General features: G+C 32.3%; 16 protein-coding genes. 11 read left to right on the forward strand and 5 right to left on the reverse strand.

Annotated elements, in window-relative coordinates:
- The first annotated feature begins 92 nt into the window (after positions 1-92).
- From kbl to ACVEGE_RS08395, 4 genes are all read left to right on the forward strand, one after another.
- The gene (gene kbl / locus ACVEGE_RS08380) at positions 93-1292 is read left to right on the forward strand and encodes a glycine C-acetyltransferase (RefSeq protein WP_192499966.1); all 1200 of its coding nucleotides are present in this window, start codon (positions 93-95) and stop codon (positions 1290-1292) included.
- Positions 1293-1420: 128 nt separating this feature from the next.
- The gene (locus ACVEGE_RS08385) at positions 1421-2854 is read left to right on the forward strand and encodes an OmpA family protein (RefSeq protein ID WP_192499967.1); all 1434 of its coding nucleotides are present in this window, start codon (positions 1421-1423) and stop codon (positions 2852-2854) included.
- Positions 2855-2917: 63 nt separating this feature from the next.
- Positions 2918-5683 carry a PD-(D/E)XK nuclease family protein gene (locus ACVEGE_RS08390; protein WP_192499968.1) on the forward strand — a complete coding sequence of 922 codons (2766 nt, stop codon included), beginning with the start codon at positions 2918-2920 and terminating at the stop codon, positions 5681-5683.
- 402 nt (positions 5684-6085) lie between these two features.
- Positions 6086-6757, forward strand: a complete 672-nt coding sequence (locus ACVEGE_RS08395) for an ATP-binding cassette domain-containing protein (protein ID WP_192499969.1) — start codon at positions 6086-6088, stop codon at positions 6755-6757.
- On the opposite strand, the gene ACVEGE_RS08400 is transcribed toward ACVEGE_RS08395, so the two are convergent.
- A complete protein-coding gene (locus ACVEGE_RS08400) occupies positions 6754-7536 on the reverse strand; it encodes an alpha/beta fold hydrolase (RefSeq protein WP_192499970.1) in 783 nt (260 codons plus the stop codon). The two genes, ACVEGE_RS08395 and ACVEGE_RS08400, sit on opposite strands and share 4 nt — an antisense overlap.
- 401 nt (positions 7537-7937) lie before the next feature.
- On the opposite strand from ACVEGE_RS08400, the gene ACVEGE_RS08405 reads away from it, so the two are divergent.
- From ACVEGE_RS08405 to ACVEGE_RS08415, 3 genes are all read left to right on the forward strand, one after another.
- Entirely contained in the window at positions 7938-9017 is a 1080-nt protein-coding gene (locus ACVEGE_RS08405; RefSeq protein ID WP_458008546.1) for an IS110 family RNA-guided transposase, read from the forward strand.
- A gap of 252 nt (positions 9018-9269) precedes the next feature.
- Positions 9270-11504, forward strand: coding sequence for an AAA family ATPase (locus ACVEGE_RS08410; protein WP_192501817.1), 2235 nt, complete (start codon positions 9270-9272; stop codon positions 11502-11504).
- Entirely contained in the window at positions 11501-12388 is an 888-nt protein-coding gene (locus tag ACVEGE_RS08415; protein ID WP_192501818.1) for an HNH endonuclease, read from the forward strand. The genes ACVEGE_RS08410 and ACVEGE_RS08415 overlap by 4 nt, the downstream gene beginning before the upstream one ends.
- Before the next feature lie 97 nt (positions 12389-12485).
- On the opposite strand, the gene ACVEGE_RS08420 is transcribed toward ACVEGE_RS08415, so the two are convergent.
- On the reverse strand, positions 12486-13286 hold the full coding sequence (locus ACVEGE_RS08420) for a TIGR00266 family protein (protein ID WP_192501819.1): 801 nt from the start codon (positions 13284-13286) through the stop codon (positions 12486-12488).
- Positions 13287-13626: 340 nt separating this feature from the next.
- On the opposite strand from ACVEGE_RS08420, the gene ACVEGE_RS08425 reads away from it, so the two are divergent.
- Complete coding sequence (locus ACVEGE_RS08425) at positions 13627-13983, forward strand: hypothetical protein (RefSeq protein WP_173851068.1); 357 nt, start codon at positions 13627-13629, stop codon at positions 13981-13983.
- 87 nt (positions 13984-14070) lie between these two features.
- Positions 14071-14598 carry a ferritin gene (locus tag ACVEGE_RS08430; RefSeq protein ID WP_173851066.1) on the forward strand — a complete coding sequence of 176 codons (528 nt, stop codon included), beginning with the start codon at positions 14071-14073 and terminating at the stop codon, positions 14596-14598.
- Positions 14599-14660: 62 nt separating this feature from the next.
- Here ACVEGE_RS08430 and ACVEGE_RS08435 read toward each other — a convergent pair whose 3' ends face one another.
- The 3 genes from ACVEGE_RS08435 to aceB all read right to left on the reverse strand — a co-directional run bounded on the left by ACVEGE_RS08435 (position 14661) and on the right by aceB (position 18026).
- Positions 14661-14909, reverse strand: coding sequence for a (2Fe-2S) ferredoxin domain-containing protein (locus ACVEGE_RS08435; protein WP_192501820.1), 249 nt, complete (start codon positions 14907-14909; stop codon positions 14661-14663).
- 17 nt (positions 14910-14926) lie between these two features.
- Positions 14927-16219, reverse strand: coding sequence for an aminopeptidase P family protein (locus ACVEGE_RS08440; RefSeq protein WP_192501821.1), 1293 nt, complete (start codon positions 16217-16219; stop codon positions 14927-14929).
- 205 nt (positions 16220-16424) lie between these two features.
- Positions 16425-18026, reverse strand: coding sequence for a malate synthase A (gene aceB, locus ACVEGE_RS08445; RefSeq protein WP_192501822.1), 1602 nt, complete (start codon positions 18024-18026; stop codon positions 16425-16427).
- Positions 18027-18144: 118 nt separating this feature from the next.
- Between aceB and ACVEGE_RS08450 the strand changes: the two genes are divergently transcribed.
- Together ACVEGE_RS08450 and ACVEGE_RS08455 are read left to right on the forward strand one after the other, a co-directional pair.
- On the forward strand, positions 18145-19626 hold the full coding sequence (locus ACVEGE_RS08450) for a helix-turn-helix domain-containing protein (protein ID WP_192501823.1): 1482 nt from the start codon (positions 18145-18147) through the stop codon (positions 19624-19626).
- A 528-nt stretch (positions 19627-20154) separates the two neighbouring features.
- Positions 20155-20820: a succinate dehydrogenase cytochrome b subunit gene (locus tag ACVEGE_RS08455; RefSeq protein WP_192501824.1), complete on the forward strand. Its 666-nt coding sequence runs from the start codon at positions 20155-20157 to the stop codon at positions 20818-20820.
- Positions 20821-20825: the final 5 nt, after the last annotated feature.

The following is a 20825-nucleotide window of genomic DNA, read 5'->3' on the forward strand; positions in this document are numbered from 1 at the left end:
CTACTCTAAGGTCGAATAGAAATTATACTGCAGTTATTATTATGATAATAACGTTAAACAAATAAAACTTTAAATAAAATACACCATAAATTATGTACGGAAAAATAAAAGAACATTTGCAAAACGAATTGCAAACAATAGAAGACAACGGGATATTCAAGAAAGAAAGAATCATCACTTCACCTCAAGATGCTGAAATTACAATTTCTACAGGAGAAACAGTTTTGAATTTTTGTGCTAACAACTACTTAGGGTTGTCATCACATCCAGAGGTAATTCAGGCTGCTAAAGATGCTATGGATACGCACGGTTTCGGTATGTCTTCTGTGCGATTTATTTGCGGGACGCAGGATATTCATAAAACATTAGAAAGAAAAATTTCTGAATTCTACGGAACAGAAGATACTATCCTTTATGCAGCAGCTTTTGATGCAAACGGTGGCGTATTCGAACCATTATTAGGTGAAGGAGACGCAATAATTTCAGATAGTTTGAACCATGCCTCTATTATTGACGGGGTGCGTTTGTGTAAAGCGTCGCGTTATCGTTATGAAAATAGTAATATGGAAGACTTAGAGCAACAATTGATCAAAGCAAATGAAGCAGGAAGTCGTTTCAAGATTATTGTAACTGATGGTGTTTTCTCTATGGATGGTGTAGTAGCACCTCTTGATGAAATTTGTGATCTAGCAGATAAATATGACGCTATGGTGATGGTTGATGAATGTCACGCAGCTGGTTTTATTGGAGCAACAGGAAAAGGAACGCTTGAAGCAAAAGGAGTAATGGGGAGAGTAGATATAATTACTGGAACCTTAGGAAAAGCTTTAGGTGGTGCCATGGGAGGGTATACTACAGCCAAAAAAGAAATAATCGAATTGTTGCGTCAACGTTCAAGACCGTATTTATTCTCCAATTCATTAGCGCCAGCAATTGTGGGTGCGTCAATAAAGGTGTTTGAGTTATTAGAGAAAGATACGACATTAAGAGATCAATTAGAGTGGAATACAAACTATTTCAAGGCTGGTATGAAAAAAGCTGGTTTTGATATTGTTGATGGAGATTCGGCTATTGTTCCTGTTATGTTGTACGATGCTAAGTTATCACAAACTATGGCAGATGAGTTATTGAAAAAAGGAATCTATGTAATTGGGTTTTTCTTTCCAGTGGTACCTAAAGATAAGGCTAGAATTAGAGTTCAATTATCAGCTGCTCACACAAAGGAGCATTTAGATAAAGCCATTTCAGCATTTATTGAAGTAGGTAAAGCGCTAAATGTTGTAAAATTATAGTTCAAAGTTATAGGATTTCCATTTTAACGCTAATAAATTATTTTTTTTTAACATAAGATTTTGTAATTAATAATTAAGGCGTTACTTTTGTTGTTAATTAACTAAAATTGTAATTAAAAATAATAAGTATGAAACATCTTAACAAAATTTTAGTTGCTGCTATGATGGTTATGGGATTAAGTTCTCAAGCACAAGACAGTAACAACCCATGGGCTATCTCTTTTGGAGCTAACGCTGTAGACACTAAGACTAGTGCGGGTGGTGGTAATGGATGGTTAGATCGTCATTTCTCTCAACCATTTGCTACAAAAGATAACTGGAACGTTTTACCTTCAGTGTCTTATATTAGCGTATCTAAGTACCTTGGAGATAATTTCTCTTTTGGATTACAAGGATCTGTTAATAAAATTGATAAATATGTTAAATTTGATCCTACAGCTGTAGGTCATGATTCTCGTGGATATGTGACTTCTAACCCAGGTGATTTAATGTACTACGGTATTGACGCAAGCGTTAAATACAGTTTTATGACTTTAATTAACTCTAAAGTTATTGATCCTTCACTACATGTTGGTGGTGGTTATACTTTCTTCGGTGATAGTAGCTACGGAACACTTAACCCAGGTGCTGGATTAACTTTTTGGTTTACTGAAAATGTAGGTTTAGCTCTTGAGACTTCTTACAAAAAATCTTTTGGTGATAGAGACGATGTTTCTGGAACTCCAGATGCTCCATCTCATTTCCAACACACTGCTGGTATTATCTTCAAATTTGGAGGAAAAGATACTGATGGAGACGGAATCTACGATAAGGATGATGCTTGTCCAGACGTTGCAGGTTTAAAAGAATTTAATGGATGTCCTGATACTGACGGAGATGGAATTGCTGATAAAGATGATTCTTGTCCAGAAGTTGCTGGTCCTAAAGAATTCAATGGTTGTCCTGATACTGATGGAGACGGAATTGCTGATAAAGATGATGCTTGTCCAGAAGTTGCTGGTCCTAAAGCATTAAACGGATGTCCTGATACAGATGGAGATGGTGTAGCTGATAAAAATGATAAATGTCCTAACGTTGCAGGTCCTAAAGAAAATGGTGGATGTCCATGGCCAGATACTGATGGAGATGGAGTTTTAGACAAAGATGATAAATGTCCTACTATTAAAGGAACTGTTGCTAATTCTGGTTGTCCAGAAGTTACTGCTGAAGTGATCAAACAATTAAATGAGTACGGTAAAACGATCTTGTTTGATTCAGGTAAAGCTTCTTTTAAAGAACAAACTTTTGCAGTATTACAATCAATCACTGATATTTTAAAAGAGTATCCAAATTCAAACTTTATGATTGAAGGACACACTGATAGTGATGGAAGTAATGAATTAAACCAAACTTTATCTGAAAATAGAGCTGCTGCAGTAAGAAACTACTTAGTAGAAAAAGGAATTAACACAGACAGATTGAAATCAACTGGTTATGGTGAAACTAAACCAATCGCTTCTAATAAAACAGCTAAAGGAAAAGCTGAAAATAGAAGAGTAGAAGTTTCTTTGATCAAAGAATAATTTCTTCAAAATATTTATAGAAAACGCCTCGATTTATCGGGGCGTTTTTTTTATTTTTATAAAATGATAAATTCTTCTTTTTTAGATAAAATTGCACAAGTTTTAATTCAAGATTACTCTGGTAAATTATCGGATACTATTGTAGTCTTACCCAATAAGAGAGCTAAGATATTCTTAATCGAAGCCTTAAAAAAACAAGTGAGTGCTAATATACTTTCTCCTGAAATTATTAGTATTGAGGATTTTATTCAAGATATTGCAGCTATACGCACCGTTGATCCTATTGAATTGTTATTCGAGTTTTATGAAGTATATTTGTCAGTCACTGAAAAATCCAGTCAACAATCGTTTGAGTTATTTGCCAATTGGGCCAAAATGCTTTTGCAAGATTTTAATGAGATTGATCGCTATTTATTAGATCCCACTCATGTTTTGTCTTACCTAAAAGACATTGAAGATATCAAAAAATGGGGAATAGAAGTGGAGAATAAAACACAACTACTCGAAAACTACATTGATTTCTGGAAATTACTACCTAATTACTATCAAGCACTTTATGCGCACCTTCTTAAAAAGGGGATTGGATACCAAGGACTAATTTACCGTCAGGCAGTTGACAATCTCATTCCTTTTTCCAAAACAATTACAGATAAAAAATATGTATTTGCAGGCTTTAATGCCTTAAATGCTTCCGAAGAAAAAATAATTCAACATCTTATTGCTTCGAACCAAGCCAAAATATACTGGGATGCAGATCAAACCTTTTTAAATGATCCGTATCATGACGCAGGGCTTTTTTTAAGACGATTTAAAGCGAACTGGAAACATTATAAATCCAACCCTTTTGAATGGATTGTAAATGATTTTGCTGAAACAAAAAACATTCAAGTTATTGGTACACCCAAAACCATTGGGCAAGCCAAAATTGCGGGAACTATCATAGAAAAAATCATCAACGAAAACCCAACAGCTTCATTGGATAAAGTGGCGGTTGTTCTAGGTGAGGAGAATGTGTTGGTACCGCTATTGTATTCATTGCCATCAACCGTAGGCGCTTTAAATATTACGATGGGTTATTCGAGCAAGAACAATCCTGCACAAATATTGATTGCCAAACTATTCAAAATGCATACTAACGCTTTGTCTCGAAATGCAAAAAGTTATGTGTTGTATTATAAAGATGTATTGGATATTTTGACGCATCCATTAGTAGAACCCTACGCCAAAACTACTGGATTGGTCAATACAATCAATCAAAATAATTATACTTTTATTACGCATCAAAAGGTAATGGAGCTGAATCCAGAACCAACAGAATTATTCTCGTTGTTATTTACCAAATGGGACAATGGCTCCATGACAGTTTTACAAATGCTTTCTGTTTTATTATTGACGATCAAGAATAATTTGAGTAATGATAATGAGGAAGAGAAAATAACTAAAGCATTTGTTTTTGCTATTTTTAAAGTCATCAATAAGCTGATTAATTATTATTCGCAACACACGCATATTGATAAAATTGACACACTACACGCCATATACAAACAAGTGATTGACCTGGCCGAAGTTTCTTTTGAAGGAGAACCACTTAATGGTTTGCAAATAATGGGTGTTTTAGAAAGTCGTGTTCTTGATTTTGATACGGTTATCGTAACCTCGATGAATGAGGGGAAGTTTCCAGCAGGTAAATCCCAGAATTCTTTTATTCCTTATGACGTGAAACGCGAGTTAGGTTTGCCCACTTTTAAAGAAAAAGATGCGATTTATACTTATCACTTTTACCATTTATTGCAGCGTGCCAAAAATATTTATTTGTTATATAATACTGAGAGTGACGGACTAGATGCTGGAGAGAAAAGCAGGTTTATCACGCAACTTGAAGTAGAAAAACAACCCAATCACACTTTATCCCATGAGATTTATAATGCCGTATTACCCGAAACGGCTTATAAACCGATGATTATTCAAAAATCAGATAGTGTGATGGTGCGTTTGAAAGAGATTGCCGCAGCTGGTTTTTCGCCTTCGGCATTGACAAGTTATATTCGGAATCCAATACAGTTTTATTTTCAAAAGATACTGCGCATTCGCGAAGTCGAAGAAGTCGAAGAAAATATTGCTTTGAATACCTTGGGAACCATTATTCACGAAACTTTAAAAGTATTGTACGAACCTTTTATTGGGAAATTTATTTCAGAGGCTGATATTGAAAACTGCTTTAAATTAATAGATGCTGAGGTACTTAAGCAGTTTAAGGTGGTTTATAAAGAAGGAGAAATTAAAAAAGGAAGAAATCTACTTGCTTTTGAGGTGGCTAAACGTAATGTTTTTAATTTCTTAAAAGTAGAATTAGAAAGTATAAAAAGTGGCGATGCAATCAAGATTATTGCTTTAGAACAAACTTTTCAAAGAACGTTAACGCATCCTAATTTACCATTTCCAGTGCTGATTAAAGGTAATGTGGATCGAATTGAAGAGCGCAACGGCAATATTAGAATTGTAGATTACAAAACAGGAAAGGTAGAAAAAGCGAGTGTAATACTTAAAACTTGGAAAGGACTGACGGAGGATATTAAAAACGATAAAATTATTCAGGTTCTAGCGTATGCTTTTATGTATGAGAACGAAGCAAAAGGAAAACCCATTGAAGCGGGAATCATTTCATTCAAAAATTTAAAATCTGGATTTTTACCTTTTATTTTTAAAGAAGAAAAAGAAAGCGAATTCATTGTAAACGAAACGATAATGAGTAATTACCTAGAGCAAATTGTTTTGTTGCTACAAGAGATTTTAGATAAAAACATTCCGTTTGAGGAAAAAGTAGTTTAGTTTTTAACTGCTAATTGCGTAAAAGTAGTTTGACAGCTGTGCAAGGTTTTAATTAACATGGTTTTAGTATTTTAATTGTGAGAATTTATTTTCTTTACATAAAATAATCAACATCAAAAAAGCGCTTAACATATTCGAATTCTTTAAAAGCACCTTAGTTATTAATTTAGCTTTTTGCGTGTTACCTGTTCTTTTTTTAGGTTTTTTTGCTTTTAAGTACACGTTCTTAACGGTGGGTTTTGGTATAAGTTTATTAACCAAAGAAATTAAGGCTAAAAACGAATATTTATTTTACTACAATAACAGCATTTCTAAAATTGAGTTGTGGTTGTATGCTTGGTGTTTCAATTTTGTGGCACTTGTTTTTATAAGCCTTCTCTTTAATTTCATCAGCAAACTATTTTGAAAAAACACATACTAGAAATCGATAGTGTACAGAAAAGTTTTGATAATAAATCGATTCTTTCAGATGTGTATCTAAAGTGTGAAACAAATGATATAATAGGTTTGTTGGGTCGCAATGGTTCTGGGAAATCGACTTTGTTGAAAATTATTTTCGGAATTGAAGCTGCTGACTTCAAATTTGTACGAATTGATAATGTCGTAAAAAGTAAAACCAGTGAATTGTTTCAAGAAATAAGTTATTTGTCTCAGGATAATTTTATCCCAAATCACTTATCGGTTGCTAAAGCTATTTCGTTGTCATTAGGCAATAATAAAATCGAAGCGTTTTATGAAGATGAAGCAATCCAAGCTATACGAACAAAAAAAATCAGTCACTTATCAGGAGGAGAATTGCGGTATCTCGAAATCAAGTTGGTTTTATGTAACGCTTCTAAATTTGTGCTTTTAGACGAGCCTTACAATGGACTTTCTCCAATAGCTGTTGAGAAAGTCAATCTATTATTGCAACAGCATGCAAAACAAAAAGGAATTATAATTACTGATCATAACTATGAAAACGTAATTGCGATTGCAACTAAGTTAATACTAATGAAAGAAGGCAAAGCGCACCATTTGACCACTAAAAAGGAATTGATTGAAATGGGCTATTTGAGAGAAGGCGCTCTTTAAATTTTCTTAAAAAAGTCTAATAAAACGGTAGTTAGTGCCTCTTGATTTTCGATATGTGACATGTGTCCGTCAGGGAAAGTAACCAATTCAACATTTGTATTTATAATTTGTTTTTTTGTTTCTTGATAATTTAAAACAGGATCTTTTTCGCCAAGAATAAGCATTTTTGGATACGTTGTCTGGTGAAGTAAAACTTCGCGGTCCACTCTTATTTTCATTCCTTCCAAAGAAGCAACAATGGCTTGTAGTGGTGTTTTTAAAGCTGCAGTTTTTACATTTTCAATTTCGATACGCAATCTTTCTCGGTTGTTTTCACTGAATAAATTACCAATAGCCAAGCTTACAAAACCAACATAGCTTTGCTTAACTGCTTTGATCGCGCGATCTCGATTGATTTTGCGTTCTTCACTATCTGCGTTTGCGGTAGAATTTAATAAAACAAGACCTTTTATAAAATCAGGATACAACTCCGCGAAAGCTAGCGCTACATAACCGCCCATAGAATGTCCAACAAAAATAGCTTTCCGAATGCGTAATTCAGATAAAACCGCATGAACAGCATCTGCATTGTCCTCCATACTGTGCACATATCCCAAACATTCGGTTGCACCATGCCCTAATAAATCAATAGTAATCACTCGATTTTTTTTTGAAAAAGGAGCGATATAATGTTCCCACATTACTTGATTTTCAAGAAAACCATGTAGTAGCACAATTGCCGTTCCTTTGCCGGTATCAGTGTAGGCAATACTAGTATTTTTAAATTGCGTAGTTTTCAAATCTAAATTTTAGAGTACAAAAGTAGGACTATTTATTTTTTTAGGAGCACAGGCCCTCCGTATTTTTCATGATTTGTCCCGCTTTCCGCTGTATCTTTTATCCCGATAAGTATCGGGATAAAAGGATGCCGCTACAATCGGGGCTCATATCTTTGTTATAGTTACAAAATGATAAAATACTTATCTTTAAAATAGTAATAATTGATAAACAAAATGAAGTTGCAAAATTCTATCGGGGCCAGATACGTTTAGTACGATATTGTAAGTTAGGTTAATCAACTTCATTTTAATTACATTTCAAGTCGCAATAGTACTTAAGCACTAGGTTTTTAATTTAGATGCAGTATAACTAATGAGCCAAGACCCATGTAGTTTTTTGTTTGTCTTAAACAGCCAATGTTATGACTTTAAAGTATTCTGTAGGATTAGATGTTTCTAGTAAAAAAATAGACGGATCTATTTGTGTGATCGACCAAAATCAGCAAGTTCAGTTTATGTCTAAAATTACATTTAACAACACTGTCTGTGGTTTTAAAAATTTAGACTCCTGGATAACAAAATGGCATAAAGCTACGGAGTTACCTTTGGTTGTTTGCATGGAAGCCACAGGTGTCTATCATGAAAATTGTGCCTTATATTTATTTGAAAAAGGATACCAACTATCTATTGTTTTACCCAATAAGGCAAAGAAATATTTAGAATGCTTAGGTTTAAAATCAAAAAATGATAGTATTGACGCTAGAGGGTTAGCACAAATGGGAGCTGAACAATGCTTAGGACTTTGGCAACCGCTAGGTCGGTATTATTATGAATTACGCAATTACACTAGGCAACATCAAAATATACAAGAGTTAAAAACAGTTATAAGTAACCAAATTCATGCATTAAAGCACGGTATGTATCCTTGTGAAATGACAATTGAACAACTTAAAACCACTTTAGCCCTTTTTGATTCTCAGTTGAAAGAGTTAAGTAAAAAGATGAAATTACATTTAAAATCAGATGATGTGGTTTATAGAAAATGCTTAAATATTCTAGCAATGAAAGGCTTAGGTTATTTAACAATTGCAACTTTAATAGCAGAAACTAATGGTTTTGAACTATTCGAAAATTATAAGCAATTGGTATCTTATGCTGGTTATGATGTTGTAGAAGCCCAATCTGGAACAAGAGTAGGAAAGACTAAAATATCAAAAAAAGGTAATTCAAGAATAAGAAGAGCACTTCATATGCCGTCTTTAGTGGTTATAACGTGTAAAGAAAAACCGTTTTTAGATTTATATAATAGGACATTTGAAAAACATGCTATAAAAATGAAAAGTTATGTAGCGGTACAAAAAAAATTATTAGTGATGGTCTATCATTTGTGGAAGAAAAATGAGCGATACGATTCTGATTATCAAATAAATATTCAAGAAAAGGAGCAGGAGCTTTCTTCTCTGCTTGCCTTTGAAAAAGGCACAAACGCAAAAACGGATTAAAAAATTAGCCCCAAACAAGTTGAGGCTAAACAAGGTAAACATTCAACGAAAAATCGCAGTACGTTTCCTCTCTGCTAATCCAAATATATTGAAAATAAATTAAAACAAATTAGGTTTTAAAGATAGTACCTAAGGATTTTCTCTATTTCTTCTATTTACGCTTTCCAACTTGTTGATAAAAAATCTTTTTACATAACGTTTGTAATTCTTATTTGTACTAAAAGTCAGTATATTTGAGAAAAGGATTTTTATATGAAGCCAAGAAGTATTTTAAAGTTAGAGGAAGAATTAGGTATTGAAATTAGCTTGTCGACAGTTAATGATTTTTTTGATTCTGAAAATAAAAATACTTTCAAAGTAAATGATAACGGAGAAATTATTTCGTTGAATCTATTTGAAAACAAAATAACTAATATTTCTTTCATAAAAGAGTTTGAAAATTTAAAAGAATTAGATTTAAGAAATAATCCAATTAAAGATTTTAGACCTTTAGAAAATCTAAAAAAATTAATTCTTTTTGGTTATAATAACCATACAATAAATAGCCAATCTTACATTGATAATTTTTTAAAAAAAGACATATTTGATATCAGTAGACATTCTTCCAAGATAGCTGCAATTTATATTCACAATCATGAATTTTTATTTGATAAACCTCAAATAATCAATTTAGGCGGTAAGAATAATTATTACATAGAATCTTATGATGATAAATCAGTTGCATTAAGTTGTAAGCCTAATATAAATTATATTGAACACTTTTTCGGCGAAGATATCGCATTAGTTTCGGCTATTGTTGGAGAAAATGGAACTGGTAAAACCAGTTTATTAACAAAATTATTTAATCAATTAATTCCGGTAAGAACTGGCGATGAAAGATGTGTTTTTTTCGTTATTGAAGAAACTGATAGAATTAAATATTATTCATTTTTTAATTTAGAAAATGATTTTAAAGTTGTTTCTAAAAACTTTGATGCTAAAAATGAAAAATCTCCGTTTTATGGTTTCCCTATCTATTTTTCAAATTATTTAAGTGACAGTAGAATTCATCAGGAAAAACATAACTCTATTGATTTATCATTAAAGAATCAAATATTAAACGATTTAAATCCTAAGTTATCATCTAAAGCTAATTTTTCCTTTTATAAAAATTCTCAATTAAAGAGATGGATGAAAATACTTTCTAACAAAGAAATTACAACTATTCTGGATGAATTTACATTACCTGTTTTTGATACTATTAAAATAGAGATTAAAAGAATCGAGGCAGATTACAATTATCTTAAATCAATAAAAAATCTTAACTCACCAGGCGGTAAAACACTAAAAGAACAAGTAATTGAGACGTATAAGATTTTTAATTCTATTAATATTTATTTAGAAGATTTAAATTCAACTAATACTTTTACTGAGAAAAACACAAAAAATGAAATTGTGAAATTTTTGATGAAATATTTTATGACATTTATTTCTAACACCATTTTTAATCAAGAAGAAACAAATAGAATTTATCCAAAAATAAAAAACAACAAAGTTTTCGATGATCTAACCTTACTAACTAGCTCAAAGGATTTATTAAAATTACTGATTGATAATTTTTACTTTGTTGATATTAATGATAAAAACTCTGAATTTACTTTTCCGTTCCAATCTTTTTGTGATTTTATTTTAAAAATTGAAACCTTTTTTGACAATGGTGAGATTAAATTAAACCGAAGCAATGAGTTTAATTTAAATTTTATTTCAGCTAGTGAATTTTTGTTTTTACACGACAATATCATTTCAAAGTTAAATGATTTTAAAATTGACAATTATCAATTTTTAAAATTTCATCCTGATAAAATAATTAGCTCAGGCGAAGAAATGGTTTTTAATCTTATTTCACTATTGCATGAAAACAAAGAAGTAAATACAAATGTTAATTTACCCAAGATTTTATTTTTAGATGAGGCTGATTTAGGACTTCATCCTAAGTGGAAAAAAATGTTTGTCAACACTTTAGTAAAAATTTTGCCAAAGATTTTTATTGGAATGAGAATACAAATCATATTCACAACTCACGATCCTTTAACATTATCAGACATTCCAAATAGCAATATTGTTTATTTAAAAAAAGAGAATGGTAAAATGGTTATTCTTAATGATGAAAGTAAACCCAAAAAATCTTTTGGAGCAAATATTACCGATTTATTAGCAGATAGTTTTTTTGTCGATAACGGTTTAATGGGGGATTTTGCAAAAGCTAAAATTGAAAATACTATAGAATGGATAAATTTAGAAAACTATAAAAAAGACAACAAGCCTGGCGAACCCTTTAATGCGAATGAATACAATCATCACAAACAAATTATTGAACTAATTGACGAACCCATTTTAAAAATGAAATTAGCAGAAATGATTGATGAATTAAAGGGAGGTAAAGATTTTCAAAAAGAATTAGCCAGAAAAGAAATTGATTTTTTAAAATCTAAATTTGGTATAGAATGATTAAAATAAATCCAACAGATGAAGCCGTTAAGTTTCATCACGAAAAAGTTTTAGAAACTTTTGAAAATCTAATTTCCAACGGTTATATCATAAGAAACAATAAAATTGAGAATATATGTAAAGACTTCATTTCTTTCTTATCTAAGAATAAATTAGAATTGATAATTGGAAAACCAAATCGTTTAATTGAAATTCATGAAGAATATAAAAAGAAACAATTTTCAAAACACCAAATTGAATTAATTAAGAGCTTTTTCATTCAAACAGGTTATGGTAGTTTTCCAAACAAAGAATTTTTAAATCTATTAAATATTGATACCTGTGTGTATTGTAATAGAAATTATACTTTATACTTTGGGGGTAATAATGCAAGAGCAGAATTAGATCATTGGTTTCCAAAAGCAGAATTTCCAATTTTGGCATTATCATTTTATAATTTAATTCCAAGTTGCCATTCTTGTAATCATATAAAAGGAGCTTCTAAAAATTATAATTGGCTAGAAGCTTTAGATAAAATGAATCATCCTTATTTTGACAAAAATGAATTTACATTTAGCTATGATTATCATTCATTAAATGATTTTAAAATGAAAATAAATGTTGTAAATATCAAAACGAAGGAAACATTAAAATTCAACAAAACAAAACAAATTTACGATGCGCATTCTGAAAGAGAGTTGAAAGACTTAATAGATCTTCGTTATAAATATTCAAACAATTATTTAGATATTTTATTAAACAAAACATTCACAGATCTTTCTATGTCTAAAGAAGAAGCTTATAGAATGATTTTTAGCATAGAAATCAAAGAAGAAGATTATCATAAAAGACCGTTTAGTAAATTCAAACACGATATAATTGGGGAATTATTAAAAATTAAATAAGTTTTTGTCATTTTGAGGAACTGTAAACCACATTAATGACTTTGATAATGAGATTCCTCGTTCCTCGGATGACCAATGGGATGAATAATTTTAGTGGTTAAAATCGATTATCACCATCTAGTAAATTACCTAATCCGCCTAGTAAACTGCCTTCTCCACGACTCTCTCCACCAGCTTTTGGTGCTGATGCGATGATTCTATCGGCAAGGCGGCTGAATGGTAACGATTGTACATAAACGGTTCCAGGACCACGAAGCGTGGCGTAGAACAATCCTTCGCCTCCAAAAATGGAGTTCTTGATTCCGCCAATGAACTCGATATCATAATCAACATCTTTGGTAAAACCGATGATGCAACCAGTGTCTACTTTTAGTATTTCACCTGCTTTTAGTTCTTTTTTGGCCATGGTTCCTCCAGAATGTACAAACGCCATTCCGTCGCCTTCTATCTTTTGCATGATGAATCCTTCACCACCAAAAAGACCACGGCCTAATTTTTTAGAAAATTCGATTCCAACAGCAACGCCTTTTGCGGCGCATAAAAAAGAGCTTTTTTGACAGATGAATTTTCCTTGGAATTGGGTTAAGTCAATAGGAAGGATTTTTCCAGGATAAGGAGAAGCAAATGAAACTTTTCCTTTACTGTGATGCTGATTGATAAAGGCAGTCATGAACATACTTTCGCCGGTTAAAACTCTTTTTCCTGCACTTAGTAGTTTGTCAAAAATTCCAGATTGTTGTTTTGATCCATCTCCAAAGATGGTTTCCATCTGGATGTTGTTATCCATCATCATGAAACTTCCTGCCTCAGCAATTACAATTTCTTGTGGATCTAATTCGATTTCGACGTATTGCATTTCTTCGCCAAAAATTTCGTAATCTATTTCGTGTGCTTGCATGATTTTTTGTTTTTTGATTGAACTAATTAGTTGATGTTTAAGGCTAAATGTTACATTAATTTTGGGCTTTAATATTTGATTTAACAATAAACTTATGAAAAACACTAGTTGTTTATAGCCCTGATGGGAGTGGCATCCTCTTGTAAAGCGCTAGCGGTACAAGAGATATAACGTACAGCAGGACGAGTTGTTATTTTAAAAATGAGTCGTTATGCTCCAAAAAAGAATACCCGGAAATCATAAATAGTTAAAAAGCTTTCTTATTTAAAATTAGTCTTAATTATAATTGATGTTTTGGTTTTATTTTTTTAAATTTGTTGCATTATAAAATTTTAATGTAATGTCAGAGTTTAATCAATTGAAGAATAACGTATTATTTGAAACGGCAAACGGTTATAGCTATCAGTGCGACCTAACAAATAGTATTGTAATTCACTTTGTAGGGACTACTTCTAGCTACAAGGTGCGTGATTTTTTAATTTTTCAGAGAAAGGTGAATAGTGTCTTAATTTTGGAGATGCTTTATGACCTGTCTGATCAATCAGATGCGCAATTGATTGAGACTACTAAAAGAAATTTTTCTCGAAACCTGACCATTTGCGAAATAGTTCAGCTTAGAGAATTATTGAATGGAACCAAATTTACCCTTAATTTGTATTCGATGCTTAATTCGGTTTTAAGCGTAGAAGTAGCCTAATCTATTAATTTAGAATAAATACAAAGAGAATTGTAGGTTCTCTTCTTGGATAATTTTTTTGTAATTTTACTTTTAAAGAAGGAAATTATGAAAGATTTATTGAGAACAAACTCGTCTTTGCAAGAAGGTATAGAAACGATATTAAATTTACAGTCTAAGATAGAAAGTGACGCTTCTAATAAATATTTGGCCATGGCTTCCTGGTTGGATAGAAATGGATTTGCGAACACAGCGGATTATATGTACAAACAATCTGAGGAAGAAAGAGCGCATTTTCTTAAAATTTTTAAATACATCACTGAAGCTGGTGGTATTGCGATTACACCTACTGTTGCTGAAGTGCAACAAGAATTTGCTTCATTTAAATCAGTATTTGAAATTGCTCTTGACAATGAAATTGCAGTTACAAATGCAATCAATAAGGTAATTGCAAAATGTAGATTGGAGAATGATTATGCTACAGAAGAGTTTATGATGTGGTATGTTGTTGAGCAACGTGAGGAAGAAAAACATGCAAGAAGAGCGCTAGAGCTTTTTGAATTAATTGACGAAGACAGTGCCACTGGAAAGTTTGAACTTGATGTTCAAATTGCAAAAATAGGTTCGGTTGAATAAATAAATTCAAGACGATAATAAAAATGCCCTTACTGTTTAGTAAGGGCATTTTTTTTGTAACATTATTTCTCAATTAGTTTTTTACACATTTCAACATCAGCTTTTTCTAACCAAACATTTTCTGGCTGATAATAGACTATTGGAGCACTTTTGCAACGATCAGAACATTCCATTTTAAAGATTTCAATCTTTTCTGTAGTGTCATTTTCTTTGTTAATTTGCTTGATGTATTTTTTAACTTCCTTGTGTTTGCCGCATTTGCTGCCATTACACATGAAAATGGCTCTGTTGGGAAATGTTATCTTACTCATAATGATACAATTTTATATTAAGACTGCATCAGGCTTTCAATCTCGTCCACTTCAATAGGAATATTGCGCATTAAGTTAAAAGGTTCTCCAGTTTCTTGGATCACAACATCGTCTTCAAGACGGATTCCAAAACCTTCCGCAGGAATGTAAATTCCAGGCTCAACGGTAAAAACCATATTGGCTTGCATTGGCTCTATTAGTAATCCGTAATCGTGTGTGTCTAGACCCATGTGGTGTGATGTACCGTGCATGAAGTATTTTTTGTACGCTGGCCATTCTGGATTTTCGTTTTGCACATCGGCTTTATCGATTAATCCAAGACCTAACAACTCGGATGTCATAAGTTTACCTACTTCAATATGGTATTGTTTCCATAAAGTTCCTGGAACAAGCATTTTTGTTGCTTCATTTTTAACTTTCAAAACCGCGTTGTAAACTGCTTTTTGTCGGTCAGAGAATTTACCAGATACTGGAATAGTACGCGTCATATCACTAGAATAATTAGCATATTCAGCACCTACATCCATTAAAATTAAATCACCCGCTTTGCATTGTTGGTTGTTTTCAATATAATGCAACACATTAGCGCTGTTTCCTGAACCAATAATAGGAGTGTAAGCGAAACCTTTAGAACGGTTACGAATGAATTCATGAATAAATTCAGCTTCGATTTCGTATTCCATTACATTAGGTTTCACGAAAGAAAGAATTCTTCTAAACCCTTTTTCGGTAATGTTACAAGCTTGCTGAATCAAGTCAATCTCTTCACTTTCTTTAATCGAGCGAATGCGTTGTAAGATAGGGTTGCTTTTTGCGACAGCGTGTGCTGGATATTTTTCTTTCCATTTTTTTACAAAACGAGCCTCACGAGTTTCTGTTTCCACAGCTGCACGATAATGTTCGTTGGTATTAATGTACATGGTGTCAGCATAGGTCATCATCTCGTTCAGAATTTTATCAAAATCCTGTAACCAATGCACATTTTTTATTCCAGTTACTGCCAGAGCACGTTCTTTAGTTAGTTTTTCGCCTTCCCAAACAGCAATGTGATCGTTCGTTTCTTTTAAAAACAAAATCTCTCTTTGCTCTTCATAAGGAGCATCAGGAAAAAGTAAAAGGATACTTTCTTCTTGATCAACGCCTGATAGATAAAAAATATCGCGGTGTTGTTCAAACGGCATGCTGCTATCAGCACTTATAGGATAAATATCATTAGAGTTGAAAATGGCAACGCTTTTAGGCTTCATTTCAGCCATGAATTTGGCGCGATTTTTTATAAATAAGTTACGCTCAATTTGATGGTATTTCATAGTAATGTAGTTTTTACTTTTGTTTACTCAAAAATACTAAGATTAAATTGTTTCTAATGATGAATTGCATAATTTTATATAAAAAACAACAAAAAGCGCATTGGCTTAAAAGAATCTTTCAAGCCAGTGCGCAATTGAATTAGTAAAGGTTGTATTGTTTTAATGGTGGTTTTTGAGTTTTTTATTCGATTATTCTCTTTAGAATTTAAAGGTATTTGTACCCTGGTATGGTTAAGAATTCAATAAATTTTGGATTTACAACCAGTACATCTAGCAATTGTTCGGCTAATTTGTATTCGCCATCTTGATGGTTGTCTTCTCCAACTAATTTTTTTATTTTTTCATATTCTTCCATTGCCAAACGGTTGTAGTAACTATTAGTTAATTTTTTATTATTGTCCAATGTAACTCCGTTTTGCAACCACTGCCATAATTGCGATCTCGAAATTTCTGCTGTAGCGGCATCTTCCATTAAATGATGAATTGCAGCAGCTCCTTGTCCATGAAGCCATGAGGCAATATATAAAATAGAAACGTTAATATTTTTACGAACGCCTTCTTCAGTAATGGTTCCTTTGGGTACTTCAAGCAAGTCGCTTTCGGAAATGTTTAGATCGGCTCTTTTAATATGAATCTGATTCTTGGTAGGCATTTCTCTATCGAAAACTTTCATGGCAAGCGGAATCAAGTCAGGATGTGCAACCCAAGTTCCATCATGGCCATTACGGACTTCTCGTTCCTTGTCAGCAATTACTTTATTAAAGGCAACTGTGTTAGCTTCAAGATTGTTTTTTATCGGAATTTGCGCTGCCATTCCGCCTATTGCGTGAATATTTCTTTTGTGGCAACGCTGAATAACCAATTGCGAATACGCATTCATAAAAGGGGATGTCATGCTTACTTGGTCTCTATTTGGAACTATAAAAGCGGGATTATTTCTGAATTTTTTGATATATGAAAAAATATAATCCCAGCGACCACAGTTCAATCCTACGATATGTTCTTTAAGTTCAAAAATAATTTCGTCTAATTGAAAACTAGCCGTTATCGTTTCGACTAAAACGGTCACTTTTATCGTGCCTCTTTGCATACCAAGATAATCCTCGGTATAGTCAATTACTTCATTCCACCAGCGTGCTTCTAGGTAATGTTCTAATTTTGGAATATAAAAATAAGGCGCAGATCCGTTTTTAAGTAATTCTTTAAAATTATGAAAAGCATACAATCCAAAATCAACTAGTGATCCTGAAGTTTCTTGATCTTCAACTAAAATATGTTTTTCTTGTAAATGCAAACCTCTTGGACGAACCAGTAAAACAGCAGTCTTATCATTGAGTTGGTATCTTTTGTTTTTTGCTTTATCCTCAAGAATAATGGTTTTGTTAACTGCATCCATTAAGTTTTGTTGGCCTTGCATTACATTGATCCAGGTAGGCGCAGTGCTGTCTTCAAAATCAGCCATAAAAGTTCTAGCGCCACTATTCAAGGCGTTTATCACCATTTTTCTATCAACGGGCCCTGTGATTTCTACTCTACGATCAAGCAAGTCATCAGGTGTGGGAGCGGCTAACCACTCATTGTCACGAATGTTTTTAGTTTCTGGAGGGAAAGTAGGTAAACTACCAGCATCAAATAATAGTTGCTGTTTTTTACGTTCTTCAAGTAATGCAATTCTTTTTTTATTAAAACGATCGTGCAAGGAGGTAAGAAACGCTATTGCGTCTTCGGTAAGTATTTCTGGGAATGTTTGATTGCAATCTGTTTTAATTTGCAGTGTTTTTTCGATTGTAGTTGTTGTTTGTATCATGGTTAAGGTGTTTTGCACGACAATGTTACGAAAAGTTTTTAATTTAACAAGCGAACGTACGCTAAAATTATAAAAAACTTTTTATTAGTCAGTTTAATTTTTAGCGTATCTTTGAAGTATGAATATGGAAAAGGATTATATCAAGTTAATTTTTGGGCTTAAGCTCAAGCAAGCGCGTACTAATAAGGCGTTGTCTTTATTTGGCTTAGCCAAAATCACAGAATTATCAAAGTCGTATTTGAACGAAATAGAAAAGGGAAAGAAATATCCTAAGACCGATAAGATTATTCTTTTGGCTGAAAAGTTAGAGGTTTCATACGATCATATGGTGTCTTTAAAATTAGATAATAATCTTGCACCTATTGGTGAAATTTTGAAATCGGGAATTTTAAAAGAGATTCCGCTTGATATTTTCGGGATTCAAGAAAATGATTTAATTGATATTATTGCCAATGCGCCGGCAAAAGTAAATGCGTTTATAAGTACGATTATTGAAATTGCGCAGCATTATAATTTAAGTAGAGAGAGCTTTTTCTTGGCGGCATTGCGATCGTATCAAGAAGCGCAAAATAATTACTTTGATGATTTAGAGCAAAAGGTTTTGGATTTCTCCAAAGCGTTCCATATTAATATGAATGAGAAAATTTCGTTAGACGAATTAACGGCAGTTTTGAAAGAAGAATATGGGTACACTATTCAAGAACTCATTTTCTCAGAGCAGGAAGAGTTAGGGGATTTACGTTCCATATTTGTACCTCAAAGTAAAACATTGTTGTTGTCATTAGAGATTGATCAGCAGCAAAAAGCGTTTATTTTGGCTAAAGAAATCGCTTATAATTATTTGAAGATAAAGGATCGTTTGTTTACATTTAGTTGGATAAAATTTGATAATTTTGATCAGGTTTTAAATAATTTCTATGCCTCTTATTTTGCTGGAGCTTTGTTGATTCCGAGGAAAAAATTGATTGGCGAGTTGAATGTTTTTCTTTCAAAAAGCCACCCAACTGCAGACGAGATGATAGCGTTGATGAATCAATTTAATGTGTCGCCAGAATCATTTTACCAACGATTAACCAACATTCTTCCAAAGGATTTTCAGTTAAAAAATTTATTTTTCTTGCGTTTATCACACAAGATAGGAACGGATACGTACCAGATAAAAAAAGAGCTTCATATTACCAATCAACAAGAGCCGCACGCTAATGAAATGAATGAGCACTATTGTCGCAGGTGGGTTTGTATACGAACAATTGAAGCTGCAATTGCGGAGAAAAAGGAGCATTATTTTAGTGCTCAAATGTCCCGTTATGATAATAGTAATAATGAGTATTTAGTGTTTTCATCAGCGACTCAAGATCCGTTTAGAAAAAATTATTTAAGAAGTATTTCTGTAGGTATTTTGATGAGTGCTGCAATGAAAAAGAAATTTAAATTTATTGGTAACGGAACCATTAAAAAAGTATTAGTTGGGGTTACTTGTGAAACCTGTGCAGTTAAAGATTGTCTTGAACGCGCATCACCGCCAATTCATTTAGAGAAAAAAAAGCGTAACGAAAATACAGATTTAATTGTGCAACAATACATGGCGAAATTTAGTTAATTAATTTACTGCTTTAAGTTTAAAACCTCGGTTGTGATAATTTACAACCGAGGTTTTTTTTGTTACATAATCGCCTATTTTGAGTCTTTATGTCTGGCTTTCGCCAAAGTTTAAAGGGGTCACTTTTGATAGTGCTCAAATAAGTTAGTGTTATTTCTCACTTTTATTACAAGAAACAGTTTTGAAAAAGTGAGGGCACTCGGTAATGATAAAAAACTTCAAAGCGAATGTGAATATTTGTTTTTGCCGAATTTTTAGAAAATGACAATAAAAATTAATAGATTGTTAATTAGAGGTATAATATTAAGACAATTATTTAGTGATTTAAAGTTGGGTGTTTTATGTTTTCTTAAGGTTTTGTTTAACTAACTTTAAGTAGTTTAGCGTTTTAAATGTTGGTATTTAAGAGATTGTTATTTTTTTGGCTAAAACACTTTAAAATCATTATAAATAACAGCGAAAAGGTTGTAGTTCAACTCTATTTGCTTTATTTTTGTAATATTTTTTAAAACAAATTATTCAAATCTTATGGCAAAATCTGCATTATTGAAGTCGTCAATAGCTAAAAAAGTTGCTATGGCGCTTTCAGGACTTTTTCTGATGTTGTTTCTAGCACAGCACTTTTTCATTAATATGACGTCGGTGTTTAGTCCGGACACGTTCAATTCAATTTCTCATTTTATGGGAAATAATCCTTTGGTTCAATTTGTAATTCAGCCAATTTTAATCGTAGGGGTGATCTTTCACTTTATTATGGGTTTTGCTTTAGATTTTAAAAATAGAAGCGCTAGACCTATTGCTTATGCGAAAAATAATGGTGCTGCAAATTCTTCTTGGGCATCTCGTAACATGATTATTACTGGATCAGTTATTTTGGCTTTTTTAGCATTACACTTTTATGACTTCTGGTTTCCGGAAATGGTTTATAAATATGTAGCTGGTAATCCATTGGATGAAACAAGATATTTTCATGAATTAGCAGAGAAGTTTGAAAGTCCAGTTCGTACAGCATTGTATTGTATTTCATTTGTATTGTTGTCTTTACACTTGAAACACGGATTTAGTTCTTCTTTCCAATCAGTTGGTTTTAATAATAAATATTCAAAAGGGTTGAAAAATTTCGGACTAGCGTTCGCTTTCATCATTCCTTTCGGATTTATTTTTATTGCATTATTTCATCATTTCAATCATTAATATTA

It is taken from the genome of Flavobacterium sp. PL002 (assembly GCF_054165825.1).